Genomic DNA, 19,920 nt, shown 5'->3' with positions numbered 1-19,920 from the left:
TCTTGCGACGGTTAATTCTATGCACTCACTTTTTAAATCGTGATTTAACTACTAATAGAAGCGTATTGGGTATTATTAATACTGCAACTGCTATAATTGATGATCTGATTCCCCAAACAGGGCTGATCTTAAATAAGCGACCCAAAGCTTTCATAACATTTTTCACATTGCCGTGAATCGCTTCGTTTATCACGACTTTTTGCTCTAACCACTCTGGATGGCGGTTAAATTCAGCTTGTTTTTTCGCTAAAAAATCGTCTAATTCTGGCTGATACTGACTATGACTCAAAGCGTCATGACCGTTGTATTGTTGGCGCTGTTTATCAAAGAAAAAAGCCAGCTCCGCTGCTGACTGAGCTTTGATATTGTAGCTGACATTTCTAGTAAGCGAATCCAAGGAAAAACGATAGAAATATAGGCACTCTGGAATGTTGGTACATTTGTATTTGTTCGCCATTCGCCTGATCCAGTCATAATCTTCAGCAGGGCAGCCAAGAAAGAATTCGTTGTAACCGCCAACATCGTCCACAACACTTTTTCTTACCATTATTGACGAGCCACAAAAACACACTTCTATTTCATTATCTAGGTGTGCTGTTATCTCTGAGTGCTCGCTCGGCAATATAATTTCTTGGTAAACCTGACCTTTGCTATTGGTACGACTAAAGCCAGTCCCACAAAAGCCATATTCATCATGCTTAAGCAACAGCGTAAGCTGTTTACTTATTTTATCCTCTGCAATCCAGTCGTCTGAGTCTAAAAAGGTGATAAACTCGCCTTTGGCTAGTGACAGTAACTTATTAAAAGTTCTTAAATATCCGAGATTTTTTTCATTTTGATACAAACGGATATTAGGATACTGACTTGTTAACTTATTTAAGACCGAATATGTATTATCTTTACTCGCATCATCTATGACCACAATTTCAATATTTTTATAGCTTTGTGAAATGACTGAGTTAATTGCCTCTTCGATTGTTTTGGTGCAGTTATATGCAGGTATCAAAACAGAGACTAACGGCTCAATACTTGTATCTTCCATACTATTTCACACCTGCGAGAGCCTGCATAAACTCCACCCTTTTACTTTCCAATTGAACATTGCCGATATACTGTGCTGCCTCTTGGCGGTCAATGATCACGTTGTGCATCAAGTTGGTAAACTCAACAACTTTCTCAACCGTTTCTTTATCAAGCCTATCTTTTGACGAATCAATTTCTAAAACCCAATCTGGCTTGTGCTCTAAGAATGCAGTTTCCTCATAGGGTAGTATTACTGGCAACCCTGCAGCCAAATACTCTCTTACCTTCAAGGGGCACGCTTCTTTCATTCCTTTTCGGTGTAACGCTAAAGTACCTAGGCCGACAGAGCAAGATTGCGCAATAGCGGCATATTGCTCTACTGGTAAGTAACCATAAAAGTGTATATTTTCAGAAGGCTCTGATAATACCGACTGCTCCATACCCACGACATGAAACTCCAACCTACCTTTCGTTTCACGTGCTAATTGATTCAGAATATCGATACCATGCCACATCAAGCCTGGAGTTCCCACAAATAATACCGATAATTTAGAGTCCAACTTGTCAACAGATTTACGATAGTTAAACCCCTCGACAGCAATAGAATTTGGGATCACGGCAACCTGCTGAGTCGATACGCTGCCTGATAACTCTTTTGTGACGGATACGGCACCAGCTAGTCTGCGCTGGTAAAAAGCCTTGGTCAGCGCATTGTATATATAAGTTGCAAACCCTTTTATTGAACGGCTCTTTTCAAGACTGATTTCCATATCGGTGTCGGTGTTAATTTCAGCAAGCATTTTGTAGTCGCTCAACAGCAGCGGCACGAGCAAAGGTGATAAAACCCACATACGATGATAGACAATATCCGGGTTGAAACAATCCACCGCATGCTTTAATTTGCGTATTAATTTAATTGTTGAGTCTGGCGCTATCACCTCAACATGGGGGTGCTCATTTGCCTCAGGTGTAACCAGAAATAATTTAGCGTCAACCCCTAGCGCTCGCCAAGTCTCAAGCTGGGCAATGACCTTATCGTATACGCTATGGTACTGGGTATTTTTCAATACCAGCAAATATGCAACTTTCAAATTACTCTCTTCATCTAACAATTAAAAACATACAACGAATGCGCTTACTGTTTAAGCTTTAAAATATTTGACCTAAACGCTATTTATGACTTGAAATCTTTTCGAACTAAATAGAAAAACCGAGGGTAGCTTGTGAGCAGCCTTTTAATAACATAAGAGTTTTCAAACACTCTATACAGCCAACGCAAATGAAGCTTGTCAATCCAGCCTGGATAATAAATTAATGACTCAGCACTTTGGTGCAAAAAGCCACCACACGTATAAATCTGTTTAATCCCACCTTTAGCCCGTTGCTTTAACTTAACAGCAAACTCGTCTTGTCTGGGTGTGCCCATTCCGCACACTACAAAGTCTGGTTGGGCAGCTAAGATCTGTGCAATCATTTGCTCATCATCAGAGAAGTACCCGTCGTGGTAGCCAACAATATTGATATTTTTATAATGCGTTTTAAAGTTACCAATGGCTTTATCGAGCTCATGCTCTTTTGCGCCGAGAAAATACACAGCGAATTGCTCTTCATTTGCGCGCTGCAAAAAATCTTTCGCAAAAGAACTTTGATCAAAACTGACTCTAGGAATTGGTCGCTTAAGTAAACGACTAAGGTATTTCGCCGAAGATATCGCATCAGTATAAATCGCATCAACGCCATCAATGATCTGTTCTTTATCTCGAAGCTGCAGATATGAATAAGGGTTGATAAAAGTGATGACCTCAGTTGTTTTGCTATCTTCTTGAATGCATGCATCAAACCTTTGATTGATCTCTGGCGCACTTTTCAACTTTAGCAATAGCTTATTCACTTGCAAACACCTCATAACCCCCTAAACAGCTCGATTTATTCCACATTTTCATATGCGAACATAATAGCCGCGTAATTCTACATGGTCATAAACCATCTTGCCATAGTCATTGAGCTTTTTCGCTATTATTCCAACATTCTGTTTATTTCTTCGCGTACTTTTTCAATATTTTCATTACGTACATAACAAGTAATTACCAACTTATCTTTTTCAAGCTACTCATCATCAATAAGTGAGCTACAAGCTCTAATTTCACCATTTTCTGGCAAATCAAATTTGATTGTATTTTACTAGATATTCCGTGAAAGCGAGGTAATTTCCCATCAATTCCTACTGTTTATCAAACTCGTCCATGTGCTAATATACGCGCAAATAATCAAGGAATTTTTTTATGCATATCGTAGTACTACCCTCATGGTATCCGTCGGACTCACATGATGCCGCAGGTAGTTTTTTTCGAGAACAAGCCATTGCATTGAAAGAGTCAGGAATGAATATTTCAGTACTAGCAGTATGCTTGCATGGTTTACGAAATTACAAAGCGATATTTAAACAAGGAATAGCCGAGTCTGTCGACTCACAGCTCCCAACGCACAGGCTACACCTAATGAGGTGGTTGCCTCGCTCTGATAAATTTGATGCAGTGATAGTAACAGCAGGCCTGCACTTTTTATTTAAACGGTATATTAAAAAATATGGCCTGCCCGATGTCATCCATGCGCAATGTGCATTATTCGGTGGCGTTGTGGCGCAGCAGCTATCAGCTAAATATGGTATTCCCTATATTGTAACTGAGCACTGCTCAATTTATGCCCGAGGGCTTGTTTCTACAAGTGATAAGGCGCGAGCTAATACCGTTTTTGAGCACGCACACAAATTAATTGCTGTGTCAAAACCCTTTGCAGAAGATTTAAAAAAAGCATTCGACGCACCTCATCAAACTTGGGGGATCATCCCAAATATGGTCGAACAACGCTTTCTTGATGACTTTGAAAATACCCAGCCTAATACGTCATTTTCTTTTATTTCTATAGGTTCCTTAAACAAAAATAAAGCCATCGACACGCTTATTAGAGCATTTCATCGCGCTTTCAAAGGAAATGAACAGGTTACACTAACTATCGCTGGGGATGGCGTAGAGCGCATGAATCTAGAAGCACTGAGCTCGCAGTTACAGTTAACTAAGCAAATTAAATTTATCGGAAGCATCTCTCGCCAACGTGCACTTGAGGAAATAAAAAGTGCTAACGCTTTAGTGTCAGCCAGTCTATACGAAACATTTGGTGTCGTACTTATAGAAGCTCTTGCTCTGGGCAAACCGGTGATCGCAACACGCTGCGGCGGCCCTGAAACCATCGTAACAGATAAAGTTGGATTACTAGCCGATAAAAACAGTGTTGACAGCTTATCTATCCAGTTAACCACGCTATACCAAAATTACAATCAATATGATCCTGAGGCTATTCATAACTACTGCCAGCAAAATTATAGTAAGCAAGCATACACCAACCTTATGCGCCAACAATTCAATAATGTAATAAAAAAGGCATAACTCAACATGTCTTTAAAAACTTTTGTATCCTATGCTGTTGGCCCCATTGGTGCTTCTTTACTTGGTTTGATCACACTCCCTGTACTCACTCGGTTGATTCTCCCTGACACCTACGCTCAGATTGCGCTTGCGCAAACAACAATCCAATTACTGCTGTTCTTTGCCTTAAGCGGCTTTGATCAGGCTTTTATGCGGGAATATTACGAACAAGATGATAAACAAAAACTTTTCAGCCATGCCTACCTAAGCACCACCGTATTATTTTGTGGTGCCGCTGCGATACTTTTACTTTTTCGCCACGACATATCCGCTTTTTTATTCAATGCATACCGTCCAGATGCATTAAGCTTAATAGCGGCAACACTTTTATTTACTGTTTTATTACGCTACCAACAACTGGTAATGCGTCTTGAAAACCAAGCCATGAGTTACTCCATAGCCTTATTTTCTCAAGCATTATTAAACCTCTTATTCATTATAATTTTTGTAGAAATATTTAAATTAGAAGGCTTGATAGGCGTGCTATTTGCAAATTGTTCATCGGTTTTTTTAGTTTCTTTCGGTTGTTGGATTAAAACGAAAAATAAAATAGCAATATTACATCGACCAGCTTTTGATTATGAATTATTCACCCAACTATTTCGCTATGCCTACCCTCTACTGTTTTCAACCTTATTAATGTGGGTACTCTACTCAGCTGATCAATATATGCTTCGTTGGCTGTCTGCTTACGAAGAGCTTGGCGTTTATGCCGCCGCCTATAAGTTATGTGCCGCTCTTACTATTTTACAGGTGATTGTTTCTACATACTGGGTACCGCTTAGCCTGCAATGGCATAAAGAAAATGTTTCAATCAGCCAATTTAACTTAGCAGGTAAAGCAGCTGCAGCCGTTTTAATAGTTGTGTTTCTTTTAAGTATTGCACTTAGAGAGGTTGTGAGCTTACTGTTAGGTGCTGATTTTGCTCTGGCCGTTGAGATTTTCCCATTTTTAATGTTATACCCTATTTTTTATACACTTTCGGAAATATCTGGCGTAGGAATTAACTTAAGTAGAAAAACGAGCCATATGATTTACATCACTTTAATCGCTGCTCTAGCTAACATATCGATAAATTTTTGGTTAATACCTTTACACGGTGCCAAAGGTGCCGCCATTGCAACAGGCGCCACCTTTATAATTTATTTTTACTGCCGTACCATACTAGCTAACCAAGTCTGGAAAAAAGTAACTTTGTCACATTATCACCTGATTGTGTGCCTAAGCATATTTGTTCTATTTTTCATCGATGCTGCCTGGATAGAATGGTTTTGCGCTTTACTTGCCATCACACTATGTGTTGTTTTAGCGGTTTTATTTAAAAGTAGTAAGGTCAAGCTCACTCCCTAATCCAAAGTTTACACACGCAACTAAATAATCAAGAGGGACTATGTACTATAAAACCACATTAACAATTGCCATGTTAAGTTTGCTGTCGGCATGCTCTGGAAGTGACTCACAGCCAAGCGTTAAAACAACCACTCCCGACACATCAACAGGTGCACAAGCGCAGTTTCAGACAAGCGCGCTGCTGCAAAGCACATTAAATGAAGATGCAAGCGTACAAATAGATATTAGCGCTCAGCAGGTCCCAACTGGCACCGAGGCACTGCAACTGAGCATTATTGAGCCAACTCAATTAGGAACGTTAACGGGCCAGTACCCAAACTTAACTTATTCGCCAAAACCGAATATGCATGGCAATGACCGCTTCGTATACCAACTCAAAAAAGGGGAGCATACTAGTGAAGAGGTAACGGTCAAGATTACCATCACAGCAGTCAATGATAAGCCAGAACTGTCAGGCTCCCCTGCGCAAAACGTCATTAAGTTAAATGACGATTTTTCATTTTCTCCCATCGTCGACGATGTCGACACAGATACTAGTGGGCATATTTTCAATATTATCAATAAGCCTCAGTGGGCTCAATTTGACACGAGTAATGGAACACTTTCAGGAGCACCTAAAGTGGATGATGATCTCGGTGTATATAAACAAATTAAAATATCGCTCACTGATGGCGATTTTACGACTGAACTTACAGCATTCGATATCGAAGTTGTTAAAAGTGCTTGGCAGCCTATTACACAACTACCGAATAACCAGGGTAGTCACCTAAAAACAACAGTATTAAACAATAAACTGGTAACACTTAGCCACCTTACATCTCTCTCATCAGCAATGAGCTGTAGCACTGCACCACAGAGTGCGCCCACATTCATGCAACTAGATACAAACCATCTATCATGGCTAGTTTTACCCAGGCCTGAAGAATCTCGATACTACTACCATGCAGTGAGCACAGGCTCGAAATTGTATTTATTTGGTGGCACCCAAGCATGCCCAAGTACCTCAAGCGCAAAAACGACAATGGAGATATTCGACAGTGAGTCATTAGCATGGTCCTCTGTTAGCGCCCCCGTTTTTTCACCTTATGAAAATACTGTACTTGCCAGTTGCGCAAATAGCCAACATGTTGCTGCATTTACGAGTAACAGTGACTCTCTTTACTTATATCTACTAGATGTATCCGATAACACATGGAAGAGTGAAGCGCTTGAATTGCCAGTAACAGATATTCATAACTGCGCGTTTGTTGGTGAAAAACTATTTATGACCACAACAAGTGATTCGCATACAAATGTAAACTTGACCCAGTTTGACATAAACACACTGCAAATAACCATCAACGAGCATATACCTGCCGACCTTGCAGACCTTTATCATACACTGGCTTCCGATGGCGGTTCGCTACAAGTACACAGCCCCAAAGCTGTAATGCAATATCAGATAGACACTCAACAGTGGCAGGCGCTTACAGTAAACCCCTATGCCTCTGAAGTACAGGGAGAGCAAAACTATTACTTACGTGATTACAGCGTTGAGCAACTTGAAGGAAAGTATTATCAACTAGGCGGGGCATTTACAACTCAATCAAACAACCAAGTTTATCTTTTCAATAGTACGGTAGACTAATAGGATTGCAGAAAGGTTCTTTGGGTTTAATCATTTAAAGTATCAACACCACGGCACAAAGCTTGTGGTGTTGATAGTGTCCACTCGAGCACAACGACCTAACACCAATTCTCACGTGGTTAAAAAAGGGTCATCACCTTTTAGATTTTATCAGGGCAATTAAAACATTGGCCAGATGTGTCCAATCAAAGCTGTCTTGTGCTAACTGGCGACCAGTTGCCGCTAACGTTAGTCTCAACTCCTGATTTTTTATGAGCTGGTTTATCCCGTTTGCCAGTGCCTTTGCATTTGCTTCATTAACAAACACACAGCTTTGATTGCTTAATAGCTCTTCTGTTGCTGTTTGCGGCATTGCTTGCTTTGAAAATGCAACAACGGGTAAACCTGATGCAATCGCCTCCAATACAATTTGCCCCAACGGCTCATATGTTGAAGTCATCACAAACATATCTGCAGCTTGATAATAGTAATTGGGCTCTTGAACTACCCCTTTAAAAATCACCCTTTGCCGTACCCCAAGTTCATCTGCTAGCTTTTCTAGAGCGAGCTTTTCAGGGCCGTCGCCTAAAATAACAACCATTGTATTAGATGTATGTGCCAAAGATTCTATCAAAAAATGAAACCCCTTAGCTCGAACCAACCGCCCAACACCGAGTAAAATTTCATTAGATGTTGGTAACTCTAACTCCTCCCTAAGCGTTTGCTTAGCGGTCTGGCTAACAGGTAAAAAGCGGTCACAATCCACACCTGGCTTGGTAATGCCAATGTGTGGCTTTTTGAAAATAAAACATGACTCTACTTGTTGCTTCATGTTGTCACTAAATACAAGTAATACGTCTGCAACCCTAAACGCTATTTGTTGAACCAAATCATGTTTTAACAAGCGAATATACTGCAAAGCATTTGTTTTTACACTGCTATGCTCAGTTGTGTTTTTTGGCTTATCTTGCACTCGAACCACACCAGGCACCAAATACAAAACAGGCAACTTCGTTACCATTTTTGCGATCATAGTCGTGTTGTGATAACGACTAATTATGCCTAAGGTACTTGGTCTGCTCAGACTATTAAGTTTTGCCGCCATGTTCTTAAAACGAAGAAAAGGTCTAAAAAGTTTGAACCTTCTCCATTTAGAGTACGCACCAAAACGATGTACAGCAATTCCATCCAAGACTTCATATTCAGGTAAATGACTCTCTGTAGCCTGATTTACATCTCCTACTAAAATATCAATTTGATAGCCCAATGCTTGATATGATTTGGCCAAATGGTAGAGCGAGTTTTCAATGCCTCCTCTATTAGGGAAGTAAGCATTGCTTATAAGAATAATGTGATCCTTCATTGAGGGCCTTGAGCATAGAAATGCTGATAGAATTTACTACCTTCGAGTTTTGACACAAGCTCTTGGGTAGGTTTGTAAGTGTGTTTAAAGTGAGCATACAAATCACCATACCACTTATGTTCAGCTTGGTTAGCAAAGCTTATTTCAATGTCTTGCTCCAAGAACTCACAAATTGCAGCCTTTGAACGCTTAAGTACTCTAATATCTAAACACAGTACCTCACAGCCTTGTTCATTGATTTTTATGAAACCTGAGTGTTTATCAAAAGGGTGAGAGTAAATATCAACGCCAGTCATTCTCTTTAGCTCGCGGTCAAACCAAGATAGTGGGTACTCATGCTGAAAGTGTTTATTGAATGCCTCATAAAGCACTGTGGGATCTTGTGTTCGCGTAGCTGCAGGCGGGTAAGGCGTGCGGTCACAGTTGCTATACAGTGCAAATAAGTAACAATCAAGATCATGGAAGAACATTGAGATATTTCGCTCTAGAGGCGCTCGCACTAAAGTAACAATTTTACTGTGTTTACGACGTTTGAAAGCAATCCTTTTTACCAACATCTCGCATTCTTGAGCCAAACGTTTCAAATAGTACCGCCAGCCAAATCCAGCTAGCCCTGCTAAGCGCACTCGACATGGATGATTAGCACTGTAAAAGTTGTGAATATGCACAGCCCCTTCTATCGAGTTCTCTAATGCAGTTGAGCCAACCTTACCCATCTGGTAGATAAAAACAGTATCAGGATGGGTGTATTGCTTATAAAGGGCATACATAGACCTTAATCGCTGGATCACTTTTCTCGCTCCCCAAACCAAATTTGATATGCATCTAGTCCCGTTAGCTCATTAATATCTGGCATCACTTTTGAAAAGTAGTCATCTAATAACTGCTTGTGGCTTTGCGTTATTTTTTTTGAGGGGGTATTCACCATCGGATTACAAAGACGATAAATGCGCTCAAATATATTTAAAGGTCTATTTTTAGGTGCCTCTGTAAAGTGGCTATTATACATATTGCTCACAGCCCCTCTAAATAGCCTACATTTTAGCAAATGGAGTTTTAGAAACTTAGGCGTTTGGCCTTTGTTGGCATGAATGTGCAAAGAGTCAGCAGGCAGCTTTTGCTCATCAACGTCTAAAAACTGACAGATCTCTGTTAATATCTGTTCGGGTTCCACAATAAAGTGTTCAAATAATATTACCTTCACCTGCTGTCGAGGAAAGTAGCGATACAACATGTTTAACTGCGTACTGTAGTCACTGCGTTGCAACAGCAACTGAGGCTGAAAGCGTAAAGTGTCTTCAAAGCTATAACCTGCACGCCCCGCTCTAACCATATGCCAATAATGTGAATAAGCCCGTAAGCTTGGCTGGCGGAGCATAACCACTATTTTTGCGTCGGGCTTTAATTTTGCTATACGCGCAATGGCAAGCTCGGAACACAAATACGTTGTAGAGTCTTCACCTTTTAACTGCCCTTCTCTGGCCTTCGAAAATTGACTCTGGTACCAGTGCCAATAACCCTCTTCATCATGCTTTACATCCGTTGTTTGTAAACCACTTTTATTTTGAAAAATAAAGTCTGGGTGCTGGGCAATATCGTCCATATCAAAATAAAAAAGCTCATCTTTAGCCATAAAAATATCAGGATGAGCATGCAACATATTATGTAATGTTGTTGTACCACTCTTCATAGCACCAACAATGAAAAAATCAGCAATTGTTATTGCCTTTTTAGGTGCCCAAACATCCTGCTGCATTTAATGATACCTTTTATAATTTGACATTAAATCAAGTAACTGTTGATTAAGCTTTACCACATCAGCCAATGCGCTCACGCGCTCACGGGCATTATCCGCCAACTCCAACCGTAAATCAGGCTTGAGATAGAGCGAGTTTAAATGCTGTGCTAGCGCATCTGCATCTTTCTCCGGCGCTAAAAGACCATTAACATTGTGTGCTACAAGTTCTGGTATACCGCTGTGTAGAGTACTCACTATGACTGCGCCACTGGCCATAGCTTCCATAATGCTTACAGGAACCCCTTCCTTATCACCATTATCAGCAGTGATGCTAGGTTGTAAAAATACATCTGCCCAACGCATCTGTTCTGCCACTTGCTGCGTATTCATCGCACCTAAAAAATGCACTTTATCATTAAGACCAAGCGCACTACTTTGGGCTTTTAGCTCTTCTTCAAGTTCACCATAGCCAACAAGACGATATGAAAACTGCATGGTACTTGGTAACTTGGCCAATGCTTGCAAAGCGTATTTCAAGCCTTTTTTTTGCGAAAAACGGGCAACAGTTAAAATGTGTAATACCTTTGTTGACTTGTCTGTACGCCTTGCCATAAATAATGAGAGATCGACTCCCATTCGCTGTACATAAGTCTTACTTTCATCAGCACCCATAGACAACAATTGTGTTTTCCAAAGCTCACTAACTGGCAATAACAACTCCGTCTCTTTAAACAGACGCTGATAGTTTTGCTGTGTGTGCTTAAACTTTAATTCTGCGGTGATATCCTGCCCGTGAAAAACTGTAGCGATATTTGCTTCAAGCACTCCGATTTGCCTTAAGTTGTTTGCAACAACGCCAGACGATCCAAAATGTGCAATTACCCAATCAAATTTTAAAGGAGCCGAATGTGTTGCGGCAATGGTACTGAGCATTAAATTTCGAGCTTGAGCACTAAATTCTGGTTTTAAACCAGCCAGAATAGTACGGCGGTTTTTCCCCAATATTAGCCCTTTACCAACTTTACTTAACCTGTGCCCAAGCTGTTGCCACACTGTGCGTTTTGGAGCCAGTAAATAAGTAACGTTTCGCTGCAATTGATAAGGGGCTAGCGAGGGCTGAGACAGAACAATTTGATCGCCAGGATATAGTGCCAAAATTTCAACATCAACTCCCAAATCAATTAGTGTTGTTATTTGGTTCAACACAAAGGTTTGTGAAGCAATGGGAAATACATCTACAAAAATAGCTATCTTCACGCTGGCACAACAAGGAAAATTCAAAATAGTCGCTCATGGTACAAAATTATTGTGGGCTCGCCAAGCCAAGCGGTATTGATAGGTAACGGTTTGCATAAAATAGAGCCAAAAAATTATTAATCGCAACACCTATAAAGGTAGATATGGCGGCGCCTAACGCACCGTATTGAGGAATAAAAATACAGCATCCTAATATCATCACTAACACGCCAGCTACAATGCAGCGTTTTTGCAAGTGCACTAAATCACTCATCATCAGTAACTGCCCTGCAGAGCCCACGAAAACTTTAGTCAATTGAGTTAAAAGCAATACCAACATTACACCACTTGCTTGTACATATTCGGTGCCGAACAAGCCCAATAAAAAGTCTGCTGACCACCAAAAAACCAATGCAATGCTCATTGATATGAATATGCTTTGCTGACGCGCACTTTGATAACGCTTAACCAGCTCTTTGTGTTTGTTTTGCTTATAAAGCTGCGCAAACTGAGGAGTCACAATTGAGTTAAATGCCAACAAAACAAAAGCAACCAACGAGACCAATCTTGTTGCTACTCCAAAATGCGCCGTATCAAACTTAGAGCCAAGCATACCTAAAATCACCATGGCACCTTCTGCCATCAAAACTGCAGAGCAACTTATGAGCAAGTAGTGTTTTGTTTCGCTTGGGTTAGTTAACAACTTAAATGGAGCATACTTGATAACAAAGCCTTTAAAATAAAATAGGGCTAAAGTAAAGATAAATGATATGAAAAAGGCCGCAGTTAACATGGTCTGTAACGGTGCCAGATATTTAAAAACCAAAAAAAACGCAATTGCCAGACCGGCACATAGTAGTCTAGGCGTATTCAGCAAAAGCTGCTGCATGACGCTCTGACCAGCGGCTTGCATGCAATAACCAATTATAGAAATGATACTGAACATAAATGCATTAACCAACATAACCAGGTTTACTGATAGCGTTTCTTGAAAGAAAAATGTAACTAGAAGCATCCCTACTGCTACTGCTAGGGTAACCCTACACACTATAAACAACGCTTGACTAGTCACAGCACTTTTTTGTTTGCAAGTACTACTATTAGCGGCCTGCTTAATAAGTGTATTTTCTTGGCCAAAACGCATCGCTACACAAAGAAAGGTAATACATGATAATAGCCAAAAGTAAAAACCTAACTCTTTAGTAGTGTATAGTCTTGCAAGTATTAATGTGCTTAAAAAACCCAGCCCAACAAAGATCACCTTGACAAAAAAAACACCAAAGGCTCTGGATAAAAGCTGCTTAGCATTCATTACATCTGCTCGAATTGATAACCAAACCGCTCGATATCCTCATGATAGTAACTACGAACAAAGTCAATCGTTTCACTACAATAATATGTGCTGTAATGAGGCGAGATGCGCTTTGAAGACTGCTTGCCAAGAACCTTACTTAGCCATGTTCTGGCCCTGCTTAAATCTGTTGTTGCATTTTTATGGGGCAATATAGCATTCTCGATGTTTAGCCTGTTGCAAATCGCTTCAAAATCTTCATGAAGGGCCTCAAAACGCCCTATGAAATCAACTAAACAATTACCCTCAGCGTCGTACAAAAAGCGACTTTGCGGTACAACATGCCGATAGTGATCCACTCCGGTTTTATGCACATCTCTATTTGGTGTAGGAAAGCTTTCTAGTACAAAGTGTTTAAAGCCCTGTTGATATTGCTTATGGCCAAGAGCCTTACGATAGGTAAATTCAGATACTAGACGCGACCATGGGTTACGTACAAAACTAAATTTAAATAGGCTGTCGAATTCTCTTTGACTAACGTAGTCATACTTTACATACTCGTCGGCGTACAAATGAGCTAAACGCGGCGGACCAAGTTCAGGATCATTATTTGCTCTCAGGAGCAGGCTCTCCCTTTGTTGCCAACTAAGTCCCATGCGTTCAACAAAAAACAACTCAATGCTTTGCCCCGCAACTTTGGGAATGTGCACGAATAAACAATTATCTTTGGTTGAAATCATAGCCTTTACACCAGTCAAACATCAGACAAAAAAAAAGCAAGCCGAAGCTTGCTTTTTATAAGTAAATAAAATTACTTCTTAACTGTAGTAACGATACCACGGTCTTGCTCAGAAACAACTTTAAAGCCAGCTGTTACATCAACGTCAGCATCAGGAACATTAGTTACTAGCTCAAGTGCTACTTTACCTTTAGTAACACCTGCATCAGCTTTAACAGCATTGATAACTAAGTCAGCAATGTTTGTGATACCAGGCTTGATAGTTGTAAGAACACCTAAAGTCTTCCAAGAAGCCTCTGTTCCTTCGATCATGTAACGAACAGTTAAGTCACCAGACTTAGTAGATGCGTTAGTTAGACGTAGGATTGGAGCTGTATTGTCACCAAATGGTAAGTAAGGAACTTCAATTTCAGAACCGTTAAGCGTCCAAGAACCAGCTGCTGTATTTGTTAATACTTTAACGTCTGTCTTAGCAGTCGTAGCTGTGTAATCAGAAGTTACAGAAGTTGTGAAGCTTTGAGTAGCTAAAGTAAGACGATTTGCAGCAGTAGCACTGATGTTTACAGAAACATTGTGAGCAGTGTTAACAGCAACATCTTTGAATGTAACAGAAGACAAATCAGCTGCCCATACTGGTGTTGTAGCACCAAGCGTTACTGAACCTTCACCAGTTTCAATCTTCTTGTCACCGTCAGTGTCAAGTGCTGAGAAATCACCAGTTAAAGTAATATCAAAATCAGCTGGACCAGTGATCGCTAGTTTATCAACTGTAGTAGTTGTTGTGTTTACAGTCAGTACGTCTGTAGTTGTTGTGTCGTTGCCAGCTGTGAACAATTTACGATCTGCAGCTACGTCAATAACACCGTTCAATGCTTTAGTAACTTTAACGCCACCTAGCTCAGACACTACTGAGTATGCAGCTGCTTTAGCTGTACCAGTCGCGTAATCACCAATAGCTGTTACAGTGCTCACAGCTTTAAAGCTAGGAGTGATTGACGCTGCGCTTGTTGATTTAAGACCGAAACCACCAATGTTGTAAGTAGCGATAGGGAAAGTACCACCAGTTACAGCAAAGATCATTTTATCGCCATCGTATTTAACGAATGAAGCGGTTGAAGCAGTAACGTCTACGTCAGCATCGCCAGCAGCGTCTTGGAAAGTAACCGTTTTAATAGTAGGTGTTAAAGTAGTATCAAAAACAGCACCTGGAAGAGTTACGATGATTGTATCGTTTTCTTTGATAACGATATCAGTTGTAACATATAAACCTAGTTCTGTTGCTGCAGGTTGAACAGCTGCAGCTGTTTGATCGTTAGCTGTTGCAATCGCATCAAACAAAATACGAGCATTTGCAGCGCCTTCAAGACCTTCTTTAGATACCTTAGTCGCAGCTGTTACTTCAGGAGTAGTGATTGAAGTATTAGCTGTCTGAGTAAGAGTGTTAGTAACAACTGTAGCTGCGTTAGCAGATACTGCAGCACCAGTTAGCGCAAGCGCTAGTAGAGATTTTTTGAACATTTTTTCCATTCTCCTAGTTTCATGAAACCTAAAAGTGAAAGGCTAATGCCTTTACATTCAGGATATTTCTCACTTATTAAACACTTTAATACATTTATCATGCTCAATAAGTTAAAAATTGTAAGCTCGAAGCTTTAAAATAGCAAAACAACTATATATTGCAATTGCTAGATACTTCACAAGCCAACTTTCCTTTATACAGCAGAATTTAATTCTAATTTTTTTATTAATTTCTTGCTAAGAAAGCTACTTGTTACTCTATCATTACGCCGTTACAAATTTAAGACAAAACTGCAACGAAAACCAAAAACTTGCTGGATTATACCCAACCATACCTCTCAGTCAAACAAAATTATATTTCCTGTTCAACCAATGTCAAGCTAATCATTTACTTTAAGATATTGAAATCTTCCCATAAACTCTTTTTTGACAGCTTTCCAAGTCTCAGCACTTTCAATTATTTTTGGCGTAACCATCACGATCAATTCCACTTTATCATTACCTGTTTCTGTAGAGTCAAATAGCTTGCCAAGAATAGGGATTGAAGAAAACCCAGGAACTCGCCGATCATTTATGGAATTATTTTCTCTCATTAATCCGCCCAAAACAACTGTTTGGCCGCTCTCTGCTACAACTTCTGTCTCAATAGTCCGCTCTGCAACAATAGGGGCCCCTTCTAGCTCACTACTGGTAGGGCTTGTACTACTTATCCGCTGTGAAATTTCCATTATAACAACACCCTGAGCGTTGATCGTTGGCGTTACGCTCAATTGAACACCTGTTTTTCTGTACTCTATAGATGTTTGTGAGCCGTTTACAGGGTCCGTAACAATTTTTCCTACGGTCGGAATATCATCACCAGCGACAATACTGGCAGTAACCCCATCTCGTACAACAATAGATGGGCGTGACAAAATTTCCAGATTAGTATCCGTTTGCAGCATATTCAGTGCAATTTCACCATTAGCCCCCTTAAGGATATAGTTGAGTCCGGCTCCTCCAACATTGAATTTGCCTGCTCCAACGATATTTGCTGATTGATCATTTCTGAGTGTAAAGTTGACTCCTTGGGAAAATTTACCATTTAATTGCACTTCAGCTATCACAACCTCAAGCATCACTTGTTTTGGCATTACATCAAGCCGCTTTATTAAAGGGAGTATTTGACGGTACTTTTCACCCGAACTTTCAATAATGAGGCTATTAGAGCGTTCATCAACAACCATTTTTAGGTCTTTATTAGAAGCCGATAGTGCGCCTTGCCGTTGAGAATTGGTGTTATTATTTTCAGATTCAGCACTTGTTCGGTTTGAAACTGCTGGGGAGCCACTAATCAATAATTGTAAACTCTGCCCAACATCTGTCGCTCGTGCAAACTGGGGTTGATAAATATGATAGGCTCTATCGTTTCCAGCACTAGGTTTGTCTAATACATTCACCCACTTTTCAACGCGCTTGAGCGCTTCTATTTCATTTGCAAACGTAACTAGCTTTCCAGCCCTTTCAAGCATGACAAATGAAACGGCTTTACCTGACTCCCCCGTTGATGTCGCTGAAATCCCCTCTTCCTCAAGAAGCTGCTGTAAATCCTCTGTTAGCTCCTTTACACTGTGGTACACTGGTTGATAAGACGCGATTTGCTTATTTGCCAAACTGGGAATGTCCAGCATCTGAATAAAATCTAACGCTTTTAATACTTCAGCTCGCTTCCCTTTAATAGACAAAGCATTGTTGGCACTTGCAATACCCACTTGTACATTAAACAACTGATTAAGAGTGGGAACTAAAGTGTATTGCGTACCGTATTTGAAAGGTACATATTGGATTATATCAGACGCAGTTTCAGGTACAGAACTCACACTATTTCCATATCCGTATGCAACGTTTGCCTTGCCTCCTTGCTCAGTCTTGTGTATGTAGTAAATGTCATCATTATATCTTACGATATAACCTTTCTGATTTAACAATTCTTCACTTAGACTAAAAAGCTTGCGTTGCGAAATAGGCTTTTGGATATTCAAGGTCATTTCTTGCGTATCTGAGGTCGCAGAATCACCTAAAATATAACTCACGCCTAGTAATTCACCGAATACATGGTGAAGAAAATCCTTCACAGCGAGGCTGTCAGCACTTATTTGCAATGTTTCATCATCGCTAAATTTGTTAAGGTTTGAGCGTTGTTTGCTATTATTTAGCTCTGATAGTTGATTTGGAAAATATTCAAATGAAGATGTTTGCAGCTTCTCTTCATCTACTTTTCTTTTATCGTCCACACTCGGTGCTGTATATTCCGCACCTTTTTCTTCAAGATATGAAGATTCTAATAAAAAAAGTTCGTTCTTGGTAGTTTGGCAGCCCGACAACAGTAATGAAATTATAATTGTTTTTGAGCACAATGGTTTAAACTGCATATTAAACACTCTCTTTTTTATTGGGCTGGTACATCATTAAGGTGATTGCTCTTTTATCATTAGTTAACTTGACTTTAGTTTGAGATATTATTTCCATTTTTAAACCAGTAATAATCTCCTTGGCTTTAACTTTAACCAAACGACTTTTTCCTGTTTCTAACTCGACCTGATTGATTAGTGCATAAGATAACTTATCACTAATGACAGCCTTTAGCTCTAATTGATAGTTGTCACTGATGACTTTAGTATAACTTCCTGATACTTCCTCGCTGAGCTGTATAGTCTTGGGACCTGCTTCATTTTCATGCTGCTCTTTATACGCGTTAAATAGGTCGGTAAGCTCGTCAAGCTGGTCTTCTTTTACCATTCCCCAAGGAGCAACAGGTTCACTTGTATTGCTTTTTTGTTCAATACTGCTAGAGCTATTACCTATAAAACCTCTTGACATAAAGTCATTAAAGCAAAGATATATAGAGACGACACTGACTATGATGCCTAACTTATTCATCGATACTGTCCACATAATAGCTCAAATTTAAGGTTCCTCGCATATTACCGAGAGTCTCACCGTGAGAGTCTATGTCGAAGTTAAAAGAATCTATATAAATCTTAGTTCTATTATCTATAAAATTAATAAGACTAATTACCTCGATTGTTCTTCCTTCTATTCTCGTACTAGCCACAAAGTTTAATGTATGGGCACTACTATCTTCAATAATAGGCTGCCAACCAATTGAAAGTAGGTTTACCCCGTATTTTGGCAACAGGCTATCTAGCTCCTGCTGCCTTTCCAACTTAAACTTAACGTCATCTTCAAATTCAAATAAGAACTCATCCTTCGACTCAAACCTTGCAGTTAGCTGTTCATAGCGAATATCATTATATCGCTTAGCCGATAGCACACGCTCAGTTTTCTCAACTCTGTTTGCTAAACTATTATTTTCATTTATGAGCTTCTTTTGCCACTCGTAGACAGGCACGATGACAAACCTTACTGTCAGTAGCAGGATCAAGAAACCTAACAAAATAGGCTTTTTCTTAAATTGCAATATTAACTTCTCACTCACACCTCATCTCCCACTATAGGTTTAAGGGAAAAGCTGATAACAAATACCTCTCGCTCTCTACTTTTTCTAGTTGGATAATCAAATTGCGCATCATGGACAAGAGGATGTCCCAAAAGTTTCGACAATACATCTGTCGCTTTATATGTACTCCCCCTTAAAACATAACGATTAGACTTGTTTAATCGTATATTGGTCAAAGACACATCTGATAGAAGATTAGATAAGACCTTAAAAAAGTCATTATGTTGTCCCTCACCTTTCCCTAGCAGCTGCAATGCTTCATAACGCTTGGTCAACTGTTCAACGCGATACTGTACGTTCAATGCTTCAGAAACGCCAAGGGAACGTGTCTGTAATCTTTTTTCTAATGAATGATTTTCCCAAAAGAGAAAAAGACTACTAATTATAAGGTAACTAAACCCAACCAACATAATCGGCATTAGCGTCACTTTGGCTGAGTTACTTTTAATGCTGCCATCAACGCCTTTGAAAAAAGCTAACCACGTTTTAATTGGCAGCTTCTTGATTCCAAATATTAAAGCGCTAGGAAAATTTTGTTCGCTAATAATATGAGCACTATCGCTTGTTTGAATGCCTGTAGATAGCAAAAACCTCGATTCATCTAAAATTAAGTTATTAGCACGGCACGATTGAATTCCAGATACTGTTTTCACTAAAAAAAGCGGCCTATCCTCTTGAACAATAAGCGTTTGATTAAAAGAAACATTCTCAGTTAGAATTAAAGACTCTGGCAGTACAAAAGTTGCATTAGGAAAATCCTTCTTGGACTTCCAGTGCATGTAACTTGTTTTTCCCTCACTTTTAGAAAACCTAAGGGTGGACACAAGTTGCTCGCTCTCTTGCTCTAACTTTAATAGCTTTCTTACTTGCTTAACATCTTCAAGGGGGATTGTTCTCAGACTTTCTTGGTAATATTCTCTACTAAGAATCACCACTGTTGGGTTAAAACTCTCATCAGCGGGCTCTAGAACAATTGTATTTGAACGCTTTCTAAAGCAAAGCAGGCTTCCATTATAGTATCCTATATATTGAAGCGCCAAATCACTTAATTTATTTGAAACAACGGTTAGCAATT

17 protein-coding genes are annotated in these 19,920 nt (G+C 39.8%); 3 read left to right on the top strand and 14 right to left on the bottom strand.

Annotated features, from left to right (window positions below; all coding sequences use genetic code 11):
- Positions 1–25: 25 nt before the first annotated feature.
- From GDK41_RS02015 to GDK41_RS02005, 3 genes are all read right to left on the bottom strand, one after another.
- Positions 26–1,042 (bottom strand): glycosyltransferase family 2 protein, encoded by a 1,017-nt coding sequence (locus tag GDK41_RS02015; protein WP_152084844.1) that lies wholly within the window; start codon positions 1,040–1,042, stop codon positions 26–28.
- Between the two features lies 1 nt (position 1,043).
- A complete protein-coding gene (locus tag GDK41_RS02010; RefSeq protein WP_152084843.1) occupies positions 1,044–2,114 on the bottom strand; it encodes a glycosyltransferase in 1,071 nt (356 codons plus the stop codon).
- Positions 2,115–2,197: 83 nt separating this feature from the next.
- Positions 2,198–2,914: a WecB/TagA/CpsF family glycosyltransferase gene (locus GDK41_RS02005; protein WP_152084842.1), complete on the bottom strand. Its 717-nt coding sequence runs from the start codon at positions 2,912–2,914 to the stop codon at positions 2,198–2,200.
- A gap of 391 nt (positions 2,915–3,305) precedes the next feature.
- Here GDK41_RS02005 and GDK41_RS02000 point away from each other — a divergent pair, with 391 nt between their 5' ends.
- The 3 genes from GDK41_RS02000 to GDK41_RS01990 are packed head-to-tail and all read left to right on the top strand — an operon-like array spanning position 3,306 to position 7,482.
- Positions 3,306–4,466, top strand: a complete 1,161-nt coding sequence (locus GDK41_RS02000) for a glycosyltransferase (RefSeq protein ID WP_152084841.1) — start codon at positions 3,306–3,308, stop codon at positions 4,464–4,466.
- A gap of 6 nt (positions 4,467–4,472) precedes the next feature.
- The gene (locus GDK41_RS01995; RefSeq protein WP_152084840.1) at positions 4,473–5,855 is read left to right on the top strand and encodes a lipopolysaccharide biosynthesis protein; all 1,383 of its coding nucleotides are present in this window, start codon (positions 4,473–4,475) and stop codon (positions 5,853–5,855) included.
- A gap of 40 nt (positions 5,856–5,895) precedes the next feature.
- Entirely contained in the window at positions 5,896–7,482 is a 1,587-nt protein-coding gene (locus GDK41_RS01990) for an Ig-like domain-containing protein (RefSeq protein ID WP_152084839.1), read from the top strand.
- A 133-nt stretch (positions 7,483–7,615) separates the two neighbouring features.
- Here GDK41_RS01990 and GDK41_RS01985 read toward each other — a convergent pair whose 3' ends face one another.
- The 11 genes from GDK41_RS01985 to GDK41_RS01935 all read right to left on the bottom strand — a co-directional run bounded on the left by GDK41_RS01985 (position 7,616) and on the right by GDK41_RS01935 (position 19,918).
- Positions 7,616–8,824, bottom strand: coding sequence for a glycosyltransferase family 4 protein (locus GDK41_RS01985; protein ID WP_152084838.1), 1,209 nt, complete (start codon positions 8,822–8,824; stop codon positions 7,616–7,618).
- A complete protein-coding gene (locus tag GDK41_RS01980; RefSeq protein ID WP_152084837.1) occupies positions 8,821–9,615 on the bottom strand; it encodes a putative capsular polysaccharide synthesis family protein in 795 nt (264 codons plus the stop codon). The genes GDK41_RS01985 and GDK41_RS01980 overlap by 4 nt, the downstream gene beginning before the upstream one ends.
- Entirely contained in the window at positions 9,612–10,580 is a 969-nt protein-coding gene (locus GDK41_RS01975; RefSeq protein ID WP_152084836.1) for a sulfotransferase family protein, read from the bottom strand. Before GDK41_RS01975 ends, GDK41_RS01980 begins: the two co-directional genes overlap by 4 nt.
- On the bottom strand, positions 10,581–11,819 hold the full coding sequence (locus tag GDK41_RS01970) for a glycosyltransferase (protein ID WP_152084835.1): 1,239 nt from the start codon (positions 11,817–11,819) through the stop codon (positions 10,581–10,583).
- A gap of 46 nt (positions 11,820–11,865) precedes the next feature.
- Complete coding sequence (locus GDK41_RS01965; RefSeq protein ID WP_172971528.1) at positions 11,866–12,813, bottom strand: MATE family efflux transporter; 948 nt, start codon at positions 12,811–12,813, stop codon at positions 11,866–11,868.
- Between the two features lie 296 nt (positions 12,814–13,109).
- A complete protein-coding gene (locus GDK41_RS01960) occupies positions 13,110–13,829 on the bottom strand; it encodes a sulfotransferase family 2 domain-containing protein (RefSeq protein WP_152084833.1) in 720 nt (239 codons plus the stop codon).
- 71 nt (positions 13,830–13,900) lie between these two features.
- Positions 13,901–15,346, bottom strand: coding sequence for a hypothetical protein (locus GDK41_RS01955; protein ID WP_152084832.1), 1,446 nt, complete (start codon positions 15,344–15,346; stop codon positions 13,901–13,903).
- A 380-nt stretch (positions 15,347–15,726) separates the two neighbouring features.
- Positions 15,727–17,757, bottom strand: a complete 2,031-nt coding sequence (locus GDK41_RS01950) for a secretin N-terminal domain-containing protein (RefSeq protein ID WP_152084831.1) — start codon at positions 17,755–17,757, stop codon at positions 15,727–15,729.
- Between the two features lies 1 nt (position 17,758).
- On the bottom strand, positions 17,759–18,265 hold the full coding sequence (locus tag GDK41_RS01945; RefSeq protein ID WP_152084830.1) for a hypothetical protein: 507 nt from the start codon (positions 18,263–18,265) through the stop codon (positions 17,759–17,761).
- Positions 18,258–18,824 (bottom strand): hypothetical protein, encoded by a 567-nt coding sequence (locus GDK41_RS01940; protein WP_152084829.1) that lies wholly within the window; start codon positions 18,822–18,824, stop codon positions 18,258–18,260. Before GDK41_RS01940 ends, GDK41_RS01945 begins: the two co-directional genes overlap by 8 nt.
- Positions 18,821–19,918, bottom strand: a complete 1,098-nt coding sequence (locus tag GDK41_RS01935; RefSeq protein ID WP_152084828.1) for a hypothetical protein — start codon at positions 19,916–19,918, stop codon at positions 18,821–18,823. The genes GDK41_RS01940 and GDK41_RS01935 overlap by 4 nt, the downstream gene beginning before the upstream one ends.
- Between the last annotated feature and the right edge of the window lie 2 nt (positions 19,919–19,920).

This window comes from Pseudoalteromonas sp. A25 (assembly GCF_009176705.1).
GTDB lineage: Bacteria > Pseudomonadota > Gammaproteobacteria > Enterobacterales > Alteromonadaceae > Pseudoalteromonas.
This window is presented reverse-complemented; position numbering and strand designations above follow the sequence as displayed.